Origin of the sequence: Plantactinospora solaniradicis (assembly GCF_042658085.1) — a bacterium.
Classification (GTDB): domain Bacteria; phylum Actinomycetota; class Actinomycetes; order Mycobacteriales; family Micromonosporaceae; genus Plantactinospora; species Plantactinospora solaniradicis.
Map to the genome: position 1 here is coordinate 60580 of NZ_JBHSPR010000095.1, position 12705 is coordinate 73284.

Genomic DNA, 12705 nt, shown 5'->3' on the forward strand with positions numbered 1-12705 from the left:
CCCTCCCCTGTCTACGGCCGGACCAGGCTGTCGTACGCGTCCGGGCGGCGGTCCCGGTAGAAGGCCCACCGGTCGCGTACCTCGGCGAGCAGGCCGAGGTCGAGGTCCCGGACGATCAGCTCCGGGGCGTGGTCGTCGCCGACCTCGCCGACGAACTGTCCCTCGGGATCGACGAAGTACGAGGTGCCGTAGAAGTCGTTCTCACCGAGGTCCTCGACCCCGACCCGGTTGATCGCGCCGACGAAGTACTCGTTGGCCACCGCCGAGGCCGGCTGCTCCAGCTTCCACAGGTACGCCGACAGGCCCCGACTGGTCGCCGACGGGTTGAACACCACCGTGGCGCCGGCCAGGCCGAGCGCCCGCCAGCCTTCGGGAAAGTGCCGGTCGTAACAGATGTAGACACCGATCCGGCCGACGGCGGTGTCGAAGATCGGATAACCCAGGTTTCCGGGCCGGAAGTAGAACTTCTCCCAGAAGCCCTTCACCTGCGGAATGTGTGTCTTCCGGTATTTACCGAGATAGCTGCCGTCGGCGTCGATCACGGCAGCGGTGTTGTAGAGCACGCCGGGCTGTTCCTGTTCGTACATCGGCAGCACCATCACCATGCCGAGTTCGGCGGCGAGGGCGGCGAACCGTTCGGTGGTCGGCCCGGGAATCGTCTCGGCGTACGCGTAGTAGCCCTGGTCCTGCACCTGGCAGAAGTACGGACCGTAGAAGAGTTCCTGAAAGCAGATGACCTTCGCACCCTGGGCCGCCGCCTGTCGGGCGTACTCCTCGTGCGCCTTGATCATCGATTCCTTGTCACCGGTCCAGTTCGTCTGCACCAGGGCCGCGCGAATGATCTCTGCCATGGTCGTACCTCCTCGGCACCGGGCTGGGCGGTGCCCGTCGGTGTGGAGCTTGCTGACCTTGTGATTTTCTGGCCGGATGGCGTAGGACTTTAGTGACACAAGTCGGGACGGACAATGGCCAATTTGTTACTGATTTTTTCGGAGAAGTAACATGCTGCAGCTCATCGCCAGTGCGATCGACGACCGTACGGCGCGCGGCGTCGCGGCGGCGGTGAGCCGACTGGTCCGGACCGGTGAGCTGCCGGCCGGCGCCCGACTGCCGACGGTGCGTTCCGTCGCCCGGGAACTCGGGATCAGCCCGACCACCGTCAGCGAGGCGTGGCGATCACTGGCCAGCGCGGGCGCGATCCAGACCCGGGGCCGCTCCGGCACCTTCGTACTGCCCCCCAACCCGCTCCGCCAACACCTCCGGTACGCCCGGCTCACCGCCAGCCCGGCCACGCTGCCGCACGACCTCTCCACCGGGGTACCCGACCACGACCTGCTGCCGCACCTGGCGCCGGCACTGCGCCGGATCGGCGACACCCGGCTCACCACGTCCTATCTGGAGGAACCGGTGCTGCCCCGGCTGGAGGCGGTGCTCCGGGACCGCTGGCCGTACCCGCCGGAGCGGCTCACCGTGGTCGACGGGGCGCTCGACGCACTGGACCGGATCGTCGGGGCACTGGTCCGGCTCGGCGACCGGGTGCTGGTGGAGAACCCGGGCTTCCCGCCCGTACTCGACCTGCTGGAAGCGGTCGGCGCGGTGCCGGTGCCGGTGTCACTGGACCCGTACGGCATCGAGCCCGCCTCGCTGTCGGCCGCGCTGGACCGCGCCCCGGTGGCCCTGGTCCTGCAACCCCGGGCGCAGAACCCGACCGGGGTGTCCATGACGACCGGCCGCGCCGTCGAGCTGGCCGCCACGATGCGGGCGCACCCGCTGGGCCGGTCCGTCGCGGTGGTCGAGGACGACCACGCCGGCGACATCGCCTGCACCCCGCCGGTGTCGCTCGGCGAGTCGCTGCCGGAACAGGTGGTCCGGATCCACAGCTTCTCCAAGAGCCACGGCCCCGACCTGCGGCTGGCCGCGATCGGCGGGCCGGCGGCCCTGGTCAGCTCGGTCGCCGACCGGCGGCTCCTCGGCCCCGGCTGGTCCAGCCGGGTGCTCCAGGCCGTGCTGCTCGACCTGCTCACCGACCCCACCACGGTACGCTCCCTCGCCGACGCCCGACACGAGTACGCGCGCCGCCGTACCCTGCTCTGCGCCGCCCTGGCCGCCCGGGGCGTCTTGGCGCCGACGCCGGACGGCATCAACCTGTGGCTGCCGGTCCGGGACCAGCAGCGCGCGATACTGTCGCTGGCCGCCCACGGCATCGCGGTCGCCCCCGGCACCCCCTTCGAGGTACGCCCGCTCGGCGGCGACCACGTCCGGGTGACCGTCGGGCTGGTCCGGGACGGCTTCGAGGACCTGGCCGAGTTGCTGGCCGAGGCGGCCGACGGACCGAACCGGGCCAGCGGCCGCCGCTCCCACTCGCTACGCCGGGACGGCCGCTGAGGTCCGCCGCAGGTGCCGTCCCGGAGAAATTCGGTCGACTCCCGAGCTGCCCGGATGTGACGATCGACCGGTGAGAATGGATGCCGATGCGGTGGGCTGGCCCGTCCCGGGCCCGCTCGACTGGCTGCCCCGCTTCCGGGCGGTGGTCGCGGACGAGTCGGCCGAGGGCAGGTTCACCGGTGCCGTGCTGGTGGCCCGCGGCCCGGAGGTGCTCTTCGCCGAGGCGTACGGCTCGGCCGATCGTGAGCGGGGAATCCCGAACCGGCCGTCCACGAGGTTCCGCAACGGGTCGCTCAGCAAGATGTTCACCGCCGTGGCGGTGGGCCAGCTGATCCAGGCCGGACGGGTGGATCCGGCGGCGCCGGTCGGTACGTACCTGACCGACTATCCGAACCGGGACGTGGCCACGAAGGTCACGGTCCATCACCTGCTGACGCACACCGGCGGCACCGGAGACATCTTCGAACCGGAGTACCTGGCCCGCCGTGACCAGGTACGCACGGTCGCGGATTTCCTGGCCATGTTCGGTGCGCGTGGCCCCCTGTTCGAGCCCGGTGCCTGGTTCGACTACAGCAACTATGGCTTCCTGCTGCTCGGCGCCGTGATAGAGCAGGTCAGCGGGCAGAGCTACTACGACCACGTCGACGAGCACGTCTTCGGGCCGGCGGGGATGACCCGTACCGGTGCGCTGCCGAAAGAGGCAGCCGTGCCGGACCTCGCCGTCGGATACACCGGCGAGGGCGGGGCCGACGGCCCCAACACCGACACGCTGGCGTATCGGGGAACCCCGGCCGGTGGTGGTTACACCACCGTCGAGGACCTGTGGCGGTTCGCTACCGCGTTGACCGGCAACGGGTTGCTCGACGCCCAGCACACCACCCTGCTGACCACCGCGAAGGTGAACGCCGGGTGGAGCGGCAGGTGCGTCGGGTACGGGTTCCTCGCGAACACCGTCTACGGGATCCGGTCGATCGGCGCCACCGGCGGAGCACCGGGCACGAGCGCCAAACTGACGATCTATCCCGACTCCGGGTACGTCGTAGCGGTTCTCGCGAACGTCGACCCACCCGCCGCGGAGGCGGTCGACATGTTCATCTGCCACCAACTGCCGGTCATGCCGCCGTACGATCCTCGTCCGGTCTGACCGCGCACCTTTCGTTGCCGGCAGCGCGGCATGCCAGCATGCTGCGGTGACACTTTCCGAACAGCTCGCGCAGTGGCGGAACTGGCTGGCCCGGCTGGACGCCCCGGTCGCGCCCGCGCTCCTGCCCGGAGCCGACCGGACCGCGATCGGTGCCGCGCTCGGCCCGACGGTTCCGCCCGCCGTCCTCGACTGGTTCACCTGGTGCGACGGCGTCGGACACCAGCCCGGCCAGACGATCGGTGACACGTACGCGATCCCCGGCTACTGGCCGATCTCGCTACGGGACGCGGTCGAGGTCAAGCCGATCCACGCCGACCCCGACGATCCGCTGCTCGCCGAGCACTGGATACCACTGCTGGAGAACGGCAGCTCGGACCTGTACGTGGCGGTCTGGTCGGACGGCACCGAGCCGGCCGTGGCATCGATCATGCCGGAGTACGGCCCCGCCAGCGTGGAGTTCGACAGCATCCCGCAGATGGTCGCGGTGTTCAACGCGTGCTTCGCCCGGTCGGCCTACTTCCTGGACGACGAGGGCCAGTTGGACGTCGACGACGACCGGTACGCCGAGATCTACCAGGAGATCGTCGGTCGCCATCCGGATCGGGACGACGACGAGGACCTCTGACCACCGGCTGTCCACCAGCACCCGCCCGATTCGGACCGATTATGATCAGCAGGTGGTCGCGACCGCCCCGGCGGACGCGGTGGCACCGGACGACGGGGAGGTCGGATGAACGCGGCGGTGGTGACGGCGGTGGCCCGGGACGAGGGGCACAATTTCAGCAAGCCGAGCCAGGACAGCATCCGGCTGCTGGCCGGGCTGGGTGTGGAGGGCGACGCGCATCTCGGCGTCACCGTCAAGCACCGCTCCCGGGTGGCCCAGGATCCGACCCAGCCCAACCTCCGCCAGGTGCACCTGATCCACTCCGAGCTGCACGACGAACTGCGTGCCTCCGGTCACCGGGTCGCGCCCGGTGAAATGGGGGAGAATGTCACCACCCGGGGCGTGGACCTGCTCGGCCTGCCCGTCGGCACCCTGCTCCGGCTCGGCGACGCGGCGGTGGTCGAGGTGACCGGGCTGCGCAACCCGTGCGCGCAGATCGACAACTTCCAGTCGGGGCTGCTGAAGCGGGTCCTGGGCCGGAACGAGGCGGGCGACCTGGTCCGCCTGGCCGGCATCATGGGCGTGGTACGCGAGAGCGGCGAGGTCCGGCCCGGCGACGGGATCCGGATCGAACTGCCTGCGGAGCCACACCGCCCGCTCGATCGGGTCTGATCCCTCCCCCGCTCAGCGGGTGAGGGGGTCGCCAGCTGGGTCGGGACCGCGATGGGGGTGGAAAACCTCCAGGCCGAGTCGGATGGTTTCCGGCTTCCGACCGCCGACGGCGTTGCCTAGCGTCGATCATGTGATCGAACTACGTGAGCTGACGAAACGCTATGGCGACCGGGTCGCCGTCGACGGGCTGAGCGTCCGGGTGCAGCCGGGGGTGGTGACCGGCTTCCTCGGCCCGAACGGATCCGGTAAGTCGACGACGATGCGGATGATCCTCGGCCTGGATGCCCCGGACCGTGGCGAGGCACTGATCGGCGGCGTCCGGTACCCGGACCTGAGCTGGCCGTTGAAGACGGTCGGCGCGCTCCTCGATGCCGGGGCGTTCCATCCCGGGCGCAGCGCCCGTGCACACCTGACCGCGCTGGCCGCGAGCAACGACATCCCCGGTTCCCGGGTCGAGCAGGTGCTGCGCAACGTCGGTCTGTCCGACGCGGCGGCGCGGCGTGCCGGCACGTACTCGCTCGGCATGCGCCAGCGGCTCGGCGTCGCCGTGGCCCTGCTCGGCGACCCGGGCGTCCTCCTGCTCGACGAGCCGGTCAACGGACTGGATCCGGAGGGCATCCGCTGGATCCGGGACCTGCTGCGCGGACTCGCCGCCGAAGGCCGGACGGTGTTCGTGTCCAGCCACCTGATCGCCGAGATGGCGCTGACCGCCGACCGGCTGGTGGTCATCGGCCGCGGCCGGCTGCTGGCCGAGACGACCGTCGCCGAACTCGCCGCCGGCGACCACAGCCTGGAGGACGCGTTCTTCCGGCTCACCTCAGCGGCCACCGACTATCGCGCAGTGGGAGCGTCATGAACGGGTACGGATTCCGGCACGTGGCCCGGATGGAGCGGATCAAGTTGAGCAGCGTCCGGTCGACGTGGTGGCTCGCGATCGCCGCGGTGGTCTCGATGGCCGCGGCCGGCACCGGGGTGGGACTCGGGTACCGGTCGCACACCCCGGTCGCCACCGCCGCCCAGATCCTGAACAACAGCCTCGGCGGCGCCATCGTGGCCCAACTGCTCCTCGGAGCGCTCGGCGTCCTGATGGTGACCGGCGAATACGGCACCGGGATGATCCGGTCGACGTTCGCCGCCGTCCCGCGACGTCGGATCCTCCTGGCGGCGAAGGTCGCCGTGTGCGGCGGCGCGGCTCTCACCGTCGGCCTGGTCGCGAGTTTCGCCGGCTATCTGGGCGGGCAGCTCGCGATCCGTGGCACCGCCATCCCGGCCGCCTCTCTCGGGGAGCCGGCGATCCTGCGCGCGGTCGTGCTGACCGGCGTGTATCTGGGCGCCACCGCGCTGATCGGGGTCGGCATCGGGACGGTCGTGCGGCACTCGGGCGCCGCGATCGGCACGCTGTTCGGTCTGATGTTCGTCCCGATGATCGTGGCCGGCCTGTTCGGCGAGAGCGGAATCGCGGTGGGCCGTTTCGTTCCGCTGCTGATGCTGCTCAACTCGATCGCGGTGACCTCGCCCATACCCGGGCTGTTCGCCGGCTGGATCAGTGCGCTGCTGATGTGCGGGTACGCGGCGGTAGCGATCCTGTGCGGCGGGGTGCTGCTCCGCCACCGTGACGCGTGACCAGCGACAATGGGCTGATGACCGCGCTGCGCGCCCCGTTCACCACGCTGGCCCTGCGCCGGGCGGTGTTCTGCGTCGTCGGCGTGGTCAGCGCGGCCGCGATCCTGAGCGTACCGGCGATCGTGCCGGCCCTGGGCGTCGGAATGCTCTGGGCGAGCGGAGCCATGTCCGAGCAGCCCGCACCTACCGTCGCACCGCTGTTCCTGGTCCTGTTTCCGCTCACCATCGCGCTCCTGGTCGTGCTGGCCGCCCCGATCGGGCGCGCGATGGGAGCCGTGCACCGCTCACTCGCCGACCGGCTGCTCGACGTGCACGTGGACGCCCCGCCGCCCCGGCCCTCGAAGCGGATCAGCGCCCTGGTCGCCGACGGACCGGGCTGGCGTGCCGTCGGGTACGGCCTGCTCAAGGTGCCCCTGGCCATCCCGGAGGGCTACGGCGCGTTCTGCTACGTGTTCGGTGTGGTCAACCTCAGCTACCCGGTGTGGTGGCCGCTGTTTCGCAACCACCCGCCCGGAACGCGCCTCGGACCGGTGTGGGCGCTGACGCCGTTCGGCACCATCGGTACGCGGACGTTCGCCGGAACGTTCCTCATCGCCGCGGCCGGCCTCGCCATGCTGCTGGTCGCACCGTGGTTGATGCGGGCCGGTACGACGCTGGACCTTGCCGCCATGCGACGGCTGCTCGGTCCGCGTCGGCTCGCCGAGCGGGTACGCGAACTGCAGGTCACCCGGGCCCGCGCGATCGACGACGCGGCCGCGATGATGCGCAGGCTCGAACGGGACCTGCACGACGGCGCGCAGATCCGGCTGGCCACGCTGGCGATGAACCTCGGCATGGCGACCGAGAAGCTCGGTGTCGACGGCCCGCCACCCGACCTCGCACAGGCCCGCGAACTGGTCGCGCTCGCCCACCGCGGCGCGAAGGACGCCCTCGCCGACCTGCGCGACCTGGTGCGCGGGATCCACCCGCCGGTCCTCGACAACGGTCTCGGCGACGCGCTGGCGACGCTCGCGACGAGCAGCGCCATCCCGGTGGCGGTGAACGTCGAGCTGCCCGACCGGCCGGCGCCCGCGATCGAGACCATCGCCTACTTCTGCGCCTCCGAGCTGCTCGCGAACGCGGCCAAACACAGCCGGGCGACCCGGATCGGGCTCGGCGTCGTCCGATCCGGCGAGCACCTGATGTTGACCGTCAAGGACGACGGCATCGGCGGGGCGAACCCGGACGGTCCCGGCCTGTCCGGCCTGGCCCGCCGCATCGCCGTCGTGGACGGCCGGATCCGCGTACACAGTCCGACCGGCGGTCCGACCCGGGTCGAGATCCAGCTGCCCACACAGGTGTGAACGGAGGCGACGACATGCGGGTGGTGATCGCGGAGGATGCCGCGATGATGCGCGAGGGGCTGGTCCGGCTGCTCACCGACCGCGGTTTCGAGGTGTGCGCGGCGGTGGCCGACGCGGATGCGTTGCGGTCCGCGGTTGCCGCCAGCGTACCGAATGTAGCGATCGTCGACATCCGGATGCCGCCGACGCACACCGACGAGGGCCTGCGGGCCGCGATCGACATCCGACGCGACCATCCCGACGTCGGTGTGCTGGTGTTCTCCCAGTACGTGGAGACCCGCTACGCGACCCGCCTGCTCGCCGACCGGCCGACCGGCGTCGGGTACCTGCTCAAGGACCGCGTCGCCGACGTCGCCGATTTCGTGGACGCGCTGACCCGGGTGGCATCCGGTGGCACCGCGCTGGATCCGGAGGTGGTCGGCCACCTGATGCGGGCCGGGCAGGGCACGGCCGGGGTGGCGTCGCTGACCCGCCGGGAGCGCGAGGTGCTCTCGCTGATGGCCGAGGGACGATCCAACGCCGGGATCGCGGCGGCTCTTGTCATCACCTCCTGTCGTGGAGAAGCACGTGGCGAACATCTTCGCGAAACTCGGCCTGCCGTCCTCGGACAGCGACAACCGCCGCGTCCTGGCCGTCCTCCGGCACGTCAGCGGCGGCTGATGCCGCGTGGGCTGACGTCCTTACCGGACAGGTGGCGGTGAGGTCAGAACCGCGGTTCCCAGACCGCGCCGTCGTGCGCGAAGAGGACCCGGGCCGGGTCGAGGTCGACCAGCCGGGGCAGCCACCCGGGCACCGACGGCAGCGGCTCGGGAACACCGTCACGGGACGCCCGCAGCGCCAGCTCGTCCGAGCCGTACTGGCTGGCGAAGTCCCGGGCCTGACCGGCGAGGATGACGGTGCCGTCGGACTGGCGCAGGACCAGGGACTGGTGCCCGGCGGTGTGTCCGGGAGTCGGGATGATCCGGACACCGGGCCAGATCTCGGCTTCGCCGTCCAGTTCCTCGTAGCGGGCACCCGGAAAGTCGACCAGTTCGGGGATCGTGTGGCCGGGCCCCCTGGCGACGGCGAGTTCCGTACGTTGCACGACGATCGGGCGGCCGGCGAGGGCGGGGTTCCCGCCACAGTGGTCGAAGTGCAGGTGACAGTTGACCACCAGCGTGATGTCGTCGAGTTCCACTCCGGCGGCGTCGAGTGCGGTCGCCAGTGGGCGGCGGCTCGGCCGGTAGTGGGCCTCGGTACCCGGGTCCACCGTGCCGATGCCGGTGTCGAACAGGAGCAGCCCCTCGGGCCGCCGGACCAGATAGCCGTACGCCGGCTCGATCCTCGGATCCGGCCCACCCACCTCGACGGCCGGGCGGACGAAGTAGCCAAGGTCCAGGCGGCGTACCGCCGCGTCCCGCACGATCACCACCTCATCCTCGTCGGCGGCGTCACCGCGTCAAGACCGGTTCACCCCGGGCGTAAATCCGCCACCGGCCCGGCCAGCGTTGTGCCGACTTGACCGGTTGAGTTCGGACACAGTTACCTGCTTCAATGTCTCGGGAGCACAGGGCCGGCACGTACCACCCATCACCGTGACAGGAGACGACCATGCTCCGCAGGCCCCTGCTCAACGCCGTCCTCGCCGCGCTCGTCGTGGCCCTCGGGACGCTCGTCATCGCGCAGCCCGCACAACCGGCGGCACCCGCCCCGGTCCGCATCATGCCGCTCGGTGACTCGATCACCGGCTCCCCCGGCTGCTGGCGGTCCATCCTCTGGAACCGGTTGCAGAACACCGGCTACACCAACATCGACTTCGTCGGAACGCTCGGGCCCCAGGGCTGCGGACAGCCGTACGACGGGGAGAACGAGGGTCACGGCGGTGCCCTGGTGACGACCGTGGCCGACCAGAACCAGTTGCCGCCCTGGCTGGCCGCCACCCGCCCGGACATCGTGCTGATGCACTTCGGCACCAACGATGTCTGGAGCAACCGGGCTCCGGCGACCATCCTGGCCGCGTACGGGAAGCTGGTGGACCAGATGCGGGCCAGTAACGCCAGCATGAAGATCCTGGTCGCGAAGATCATCCCGATGAACCCGAGCACCTGTGCCGAGTGCGCCCAACGGGTGGTCGCGCTCAACGACGCCATACCGGCCTGGGCGGCCTCGAAGACCACCGGCCAGTCGCCGGTCGTGGTGGTGGACCAGTGGACGGGCTTCAGCACCGGCAGTGACACCTACGACGGCGTACACCCGAACGCCGCCGGTGACCAGAAGATGTCCGACCGCTGGTACCCGGCGCTGGTGTCGGCCCTGAACGGCGTCACCCCGACCGCGACTCCGACCCCGACCCGGACCCCCACGCCCACCCCGACCCGGACTCCCACGCCCACCCCGACCCGCACCCCGCCAGCGACGACCACCCCGCCGCCGACGACGGGCGGCTGTGCGGCCACCTACCGGTCCGTGGGCCAGTGGCAGGGCGGCTTCCAGGGCGAGGTCACGGTCCGGAACGACGGCACGACGGCGAGCCGGACCTGGACGGCGCAACTGGTCTTCGGCGCCGGCCAGCAGGTCAGCCAGGCCTGGAACGCCCAGCTCACCCAGAGCGGAGCCACTGCCAGCGCCCGCGACGTGGGTTGGAACGGTGCGCTCGCCCCCGGCGGGTCGGCGACGTTCGGCTTCATCGGCAGTTGGAACGGCAACAACCCGGCACCGACGGTCGGCTGCACCCTCGGCTGAGCCCGCCGTCCGCCCCGTGACCGGGGACCGGCCGCACCGCACCGACGGCGCGGCGGCCGGTTCCCTGGTCACGGGGATCGGAGCCGGTCACGGGCTCCCCGGGAACACCCCGTCCCGAGGTCAGCGCGGTACGACCTTGTAGCCGGCGACCGAGGGCCAGCGGACGGTCAACACCACCGCCTCCTCCGGCGCCAACCACGAGTGGTCCACTCCGGGCCCCCAGACCACGTAGTCGCCGGGCTTGGCCAGCACGACGGTACGGTCCCGCAACTCGACGTGGAACCGACCGGAGACCAGCACGAGCAGGGCGGTACGTCGTTCGCCGGTCACCCACTCCGCCCGGGTGTCCCCGGGTGGGTGCACGCCCCACTTGACCTCGACGTCGGCGCTGTGCCGAGGGTCCAGTCCGGGCGGCATGAAGTGGCCGAGCAGCCAGCCTCCGTTGTCCGCGCCGTCCACACCCGCGTTGCCCACGTAGACACCCTCGTCCACCGGCCCTCCCTTCACACAGGTCGGGCAAGTTATCACGCACCCCGTCGACACCCGCCGGCCGGACCGGGAACGGCCTCCCGACGGAGGTCTCCGGGTCGGCGCCGTCGCGGTCACGGTGCGAAGCAGCGTACGTCGATCTTCGTGGCGACGCCCGTGGCCGCCGCCGAACGCGAAGCGGCCCGGTCCGCAGGGGACCGGGCCGCTCGTTGGTGCGGGACCGCCTACCAGTTGCTACCCAGGTAGCCGGGCTGGCTCTGCACGTTCAGCTCCTTGACCTTGGTCAGGTGCGCCGTCCAGATCCGCCAGTCGTTCATCTCCAGCACGTCCAGACCCTTCTGGATGTCGCTGGAGTAGATGTTGCCGTTGTACCAGTACGCCGACCACGAGCCGCCGATGATCCGCCGGTCCGCCGAGAGCGGGCCGCGCTCCCAGTAGCCCAGCTCGACCGGTCGGGCCGAGTTGGTGAAGTCCCAGACCGAGACGCCGCCCTGGTACCACGCCTGGACCATGATGTCGCGACCGAGCACCGGGATCAGCGAGCCGTTGTGCGCCACGCAGTTCTCCAGCGTGGTGTTCAGGCGCGGGATCTTGTAGTAGCTCTTGAACACCAGGCTGCGGCTGTCGCCCCGGCCGGTGATGTCGTAGATGGCGTTGGCGCCCCGGGTGGGCTCCACCGTCTCGACACAGGTCGCACCGGAACCGCCGCCGAGCTCGTCGGTGAAGACCACCTTCGAACCGTCGTTGTTGAACGTCGCCGAGTGCCAGAACGAGAAGTTCACCGTGTCCCGGACCCGGTTGATCACCTTCGGGGCCTCCCGGTTGGCGATGTTCAGCAGGATCCCGTCACCCATGCAGGCACCGGCGGCCAGGTCCTTGCTCGGGTAGACCGTGATGTCGTGGCAGCCGCTCGTGGTCGAGCTGCCGTTGCTACCCGGGTTACCACCGTCCGGGAAGAGGTTCGGCACGGCCACGATGGCAGCCTGGGTCGGCTTCTTCAGCGGAACCTTGATTATGGAGATCGAGTCGTGCGGCGGCGCGCAGCCGGCGTAGCTCGCCGACGGCCCGTACGACGACACGTAGACGTAGACCGACTTGCGATCCTTGGCCGGCACCAGGGTGTGGGTGTGCGAGCCACAGGCGGTCTTGACCGACTTGATGTAGCGCGGGTTCTTCTTGTCCTTGATGTCGAAGATCTTCATGCCCTCCCACACCGTCCCGCTGCTCGGCACGCCCGTGCTGGCGCACGAGTCGTCGCTGCGGGGGGAGTCGGTGGACAGGAACAGCAGATCGCCGTAGACGGAGATGTCGTTCTGCGAACCCGAGCAGAGCACCTGGGACACGATGGACGGCCGCGACGGGTTCTTGATGTCGTAGATGACGAACCCTTCGTAGTTGCCTACGAACGCGTACCGGCCCTGGAAGGCCAGGTCGGAGCCGAGCGCACCCTCGGTGTTGAACGGCCCCTGCTTGGGGATGTTGGCTATCTGACGGATGTTCCGGCTACTGGAGATCTCGTCCACGCCCGGCAGTGCGGCAACATCTGTTGTGGTCGAGTCCATTGTGGCCGGTGGTGTCTGGGCGTTGCTTGCCGGAGCAACGGCTACGGTCACCACCAGGAAAGCTGATGCGGCGATCCCGACGATCCGGAGTCGCCGCGACCCTTGTGGGGAGTGTCTGAACATCTGGCGGCACCCTTCGAAAGGGGTTGACGGTTGTGCAGA

At 70.4% G+C, this 12705-nt stretch carries 12 protein-coding genes and 1 pseudogene; 9 read left to right on the forward strand and 4 right to left on the reverse strand.

Going from position 1 to position 12705, the window contains the following annotated elements:
* Window positions 1-11: 11 nt before the first annotated feature.
* Window positions 12-851: a nitrilase-related carbon-nitrogen hydrolase gene (locus tag ACFP2T_RS46145; protein ID WP_377433932.1), complete on the reverse strand. Its 840-nt coding sequence runs from the start codon at window positions 849-851 to the stop codon at window positions 12-14.
* Between the two features lie 151 nt (window positions 852-1002).
* Between ACFP2T_RS46145 and ACFP2T_RS46150 the strand changes: the two genes are divergently transcribed.
* From ACFP2T_RS46150 to ACFP2T_RS46185, 8 genes and pseudogenes are all read left to right on the forward strand, one after another.
* Entirely contained in the window at window positions 1003-2385 is a 1383-nt protein-coding gene (locus tag ACFP2T_RS46150; RefSeq protein WP_377433934.1) for an aminotransferase class I/II-fold pyridoxal phosphate-dependent enzyme, read from the forward strand.
* Between the two features lie 76 nt (window positions 2386-2461).
* Window positions 2462-3529 (forward strand): serine hydrolase domain-containing protein, encoded by a 1068-nt coding sequence (locus tag ACFP2T_RS46155; RefSeq protein ID WP_377434053.1) that lies wholly within the window; start codon window positions 2462-2464, stop codon window positions 3527-3529.
* Window positions 3530-3575: 46 nt separating this feature from the next.
* Window positions 3576-4154, forward strand: a complete 579-nt coding sequence (locus tag ACFP2T_RS46160; RefSeq protein ID WP_377433937.1) for an SMI1/KNR4 family protein — start codon at window positions 3576-3578, stop codon at window positions 4152-4154.
* Between the two features lie 105 nt (window positions 4155-4259).
* Window positions 4260-4805, forward strand: coding sequence for an MOSC domain-containing protein (locus ACFP2T_RS46165; protein WP_377433939.1), 546 nt, complete (start codon window positions 4260-4262; stop codon window positions 4803-4805).
* A gap of 130 nt (window positions 4806-4935) precedes the next feature.
* Complete coding sequence (locus tag ACFP2T_RS46170; RefSeq protein ID WP_377433942.1) at window positions 4936-5661, forward strand: ABC transporter ATP-binding protein; 726 nt, start codon at window positions 4936-4938, stop codon at window positions 5659-5661.
* The gene (locus ACFP2T_RS46175; RefSeq protein WP_377433945.1) at window positions 5658-6428 is read left to right on the forward strand and encodes an ABC-2 transporter permease; all 771 of its coding nucleotides are present in this window, start codon (window positions 5658-5660) and stop codon (window positions 6426-6428) included. Before ACFP2T_RS46170 ends, ACFP2T_RS46175 begins: the two co-directional genes overlap by 4 nt.
* A complete protein-coding gene (locus ACFP2T_RS46180) occupies window positions 6425-7771 on the forward strand; it encodes a sensor histidine kinase (RefSeq protein ID WP_377433947.1) in 1347 nt (448 codons plus the stop codon). Before ACFP2T_RS46175 ends, ACFP2T_RS46180 begins: the two co-directional genes overlap by 4 nt.
* Before the next feature lie 14 nt (window positions 7772-7785).
* A pseudogene (locus ACFP2T_RS46185) lies at window positions 7786-8431 on the forward strand (LuxR C-terminal-related transcriptional regulator).
* A 43-nt stretch (window positions 8432-8474) separates the two neighbouring features.
* On the opposite strand, the gene ACFP2T_RS46190 reads toward ACFP2T_RS46185, so the two are convergent.
* The gene (locus ACFP2T_RS46190) at window positions 8475-9179 is read right to left on the reverse strand and encodes an N-acyl homoserine lactonase family protein (RefSeq protein ID WP_377433950.1); all 705 of its coding nucleotides are present in this window, start codon (window positions 9177-9179) and stop codon (window positions 8475-8477) included.
* A gap of 182 nt (window positions 9180-9361) precedes the next feature.
* On the opposite strand from ACFP2T_RS46190, the gene ACFP2T_RS46195 reads away from it, so the two are divergent.
* The gene (locus tag ACFP2T_RS46195) at window positions 9362-10492 is read left to right on the forward strand and encodes a cellulose binding domain-containing protein (RefSeq protein WP_377433953.1); all 1131 of its coding nucleotides are present in this window, start codon (window positions 9362-9364) and stop codon (window positions 10490-10492) included.
* A 120-nt stretch (window positions 10493-10612) separates the two neighbouring features.
* Here ACFP2T_RS46195 and ACFP2T_RS46200 read toward each other — a convergent pair whose 3' ends face one another.
* Together ACFP2T_RS46200 and ACFP2T_RS46205 are read right to left on the reverse strand one after the other, a co-directional pair.
* Entirely contained in the window at window positions 10613-10984 is a 372-nt protein-coding gene (locus tag ACFP2T_RS46200; protein ID WP_377433955.1) for a cupin domain-containing protein, read from the reverse strand.
* A gap of 221 nt (window positions 10985-11205) precedes the next feature.
* Window positions 11206-12666 (reverse strand): LVIVD repeat-containing protein, encoded by a 1461-nt coding sequence (locus ACFP2T_RS46205; protein ID WP_377433956.1) that lies wholly within the window; start codon window positions 12664-12666, stop codon window positions 11206-11208.
* Between the last annotated feature and the right edge of the window lie 39 nt (window positions 12667-12705).

Excerpts from the sequence above, each read along its gene's own strand:
- ACFP2T_RS46165 (WP_377433939.1), top strand. The coding sequence starts at position 4,260 with ATGAACGCGGCGGTGGTGACGGCGGTGGCCCGGGACGAGGGGCACAAT.
- ACFP2T_RS46150 (WP_377433934.1), top strand. The coding sequence starts at position 1,003 with ATGCTGCAGCTCATCGCCAGTGCGATCGACGACCGTACGGCGCGCGGC.
- ACFP2T_RS46175 (WP_377433945.1), top strand. The coding sequence starts at position 5,658 with ATGAACGGGTACGGATTCCGGCACGTGGCCCGGATGGAGCGGATCAAG.
- ACFP2T_RS46145 (WP_377433932.1), bottom strand. The coding sequence starts at position 851 with ATGGCAGAGATCATTCGCGCGGCCCTGGTGCAGACGAACTGGACCGGT.
- ACFP2T_RS46195 (WP_377433953.1), top strand. The coding sequence starts at position 9,362 with ATGCTCCGCAGGCCCCTGCTCAACGCCGTCCTCGCCGCGCTCGTCGTG.
- ACFP2T_RS46205 (WP_377433956.1), bottom strand. The coding sequence starts at position 12,666 with ATGTTCAGACACTCCCCACAAGGGTCGCGGCGACTCCGGATCGTCGGG.
- ACFP2T_RS46155 (WP_377434053.1), top strand. The coding sequence starts at position 2,462 with ATGGATGCCGATGCGGTGGGCTGGCCCGTCCCGGGCCCGCTCGACTGG.